The organism is Streptomyces sp. NPDC090442 (assembly GCF_044769405.1).
In the GTDB taxonomy this organism is placed as follows: domain Bacteria; phylum Actinomycetota; class Actinomycetes; order Streptomycetales; family Streptomycetaceae; genus Streptomyces.
Window position 1 is genome coordinate 1 of record NZ_JBIVXW010000287.1, and the last position, 1,071, is coordinate 1,071.

Annotated in this window: 1 protein-coding gene; it reads left to right on the plus strand. The window is 68.9% G+C overall.

The genetic code is table 11. From position 1 onward, the window contains the following. Positions 1-11: 11 nt before the first annotated feature. Positions 12-1,071, plus strand: a 1,060-nt coding sequence (locus ACIQU6_RS45080) for an ISAs1 family transposase (RefSeq protein ID WP_403488597.1), incomplete at its 3' end; no start/stop codon positions are given.

A 1,071-nucleotide genomic window follows, 5' to 3' on the forward strand; every position in this document is an offset into this window, starting at 1 on the left:
GTCGACGAGGTGTGCGGCATGCGCTGGTGGTGGTGCTGGTGATCGCGGCGTGCGCGGTCCTGGCCGGCTGCCGGTCCCTGGCTGCGATCGGCGAGTGGGCCGCCGACCTGCCCCAGCACGTCCTCGAAACCCTCGATGCGCGCCGGCATCCGACGAGCGGGATCCGGGTCGCGCCGAGTGAGTCGACAGTCCGTCGGGCCCTGCAGTCCATCGACGGGCAAGCGTTTGACCAGGCAGTCTGCGGCTGGCTCGCGCAACAGAAAAATGAGAGCGCGTCGGTGGAGGGAGTGCGGGAGGCGGTCGCGGTGGACGGGAAGACGGCACGCGGTGCCCACGCCGCCAGCGGCGGCCAAGTACATCTGATGGCCTCGCTCGACCACGACAGCGGCATCGTCCTCGGGCAGGTCGACGTCGACGGGAAGACCAATGAAATCACCCGGTTTCGGCCCCTGCTCGACGGCCTTGACCTGGCCGGGAAGGTGGTCACCGCCGACGCCCTGCACACCCAGCGCGCCCACGCCCGCTACCTCGTCGAAGACAAGGACGCGGACTACGTCCTGACGGTGAAGCAGAACCAACCGATACTGTTTGCCCAGCTCAACGCGCTGCCCTGGGCCAACGTCCCAGGCCGGTCCTTCACCCGAACCAAAGGGCATGGACGAAGAGAGCACCGCGCCGTCCTGGCCGTGACAGTACCCGCCGGCCTGCACTTCCCCTACGCCGCCCAGGCGTTCAGGATTCGCCGCACCACCCGCCACCTCGACGGACGGCCCAAACACACCGAAACCGTCTACGGCATCACCAGCCTCCAGTCCCACCAGGCCGGCCCCACTCAGATCGGCACCTACCTCCGCGGACACTGGACGATCGAGAACCGCCTCCACTGGGTCCGCGACGTCACCTTCGACGAGGACCGCTCACAAGTCCGCACCGGCAACGGCCCCCGCGCCATGGCCACCTTGCGCAACCTCGCCACCAGCACCTGCCGCCTGGCCGGAGCCACCAACATCGCCCGAACCCTACGCGCCAACGCCCGTGACCACACCCGCCCGTTGACCATGCTCGGCCTCA